General features: G+C 62.8%; 1 pseudogene. It reads right to left on the bottom strand.

Going from position 1 to position 449, the window contains the following annotated elements:
• Positions 1–449 (bottom strand): annotated as a pseudogene (locus tag AAEZ03_RS25940) (RHS repeat domain-containing protein); the annotation flags it as partial.

The following is a 449-nucleotide window of genomic DNA, read 5'->3' on the forward strand; positions in this document are numbered from 1 at the left end:
AGGTTGCCGCGGGCGTCGTAGGTGTAGTGCTGGCCGACGTAGTCGCGCAGCAGGTTGTCGAGAAGCTTGGGCGGCGGATGGTGGATGGGCCGGCGCGGGGCCTTGGGGTCGAGCAGGTTGCTGGCCGGATCGAAGGCGAAGGTTTCTTCGCCCTTGAGGGTGGTGGCGCTGAGCAAACGGCCGAGCGGGTCGTAACGGTAGTTGATGTCGCCACGGCGGTTGTCGTGCAGGTCGGTCAACTGACCGGCATCGTCATAGCGGTAGTTGCGCACCAGCAGGCGCGTGCTTGAGCCGGTAAGGGCTACGGTCTGTTCCTTTAACTGGCCGTTGGGCGTCCAGCTCTGGCGCTGTTGCAGGTTGTTGCCTTGATGGCGGGCGATTTCGCGATGCAGGTCGTCGCGCTGGTAGCTGAGCAGTTCGATGTCGTCGACTTTCATTGCCAACAAATG

It is taken from the genome of Pseudomonas sp. HY2-MNA-CIBAN-0224, from assembly GCF_040310285.1.
Taxonomy (GTDB): Bacteria; Pseudomonadota; Gammaproteobacteria; order Pseudomonadales; family Pseudomonadaceae; genus Aquipseudomonas; species Aquipseudomonas helleri.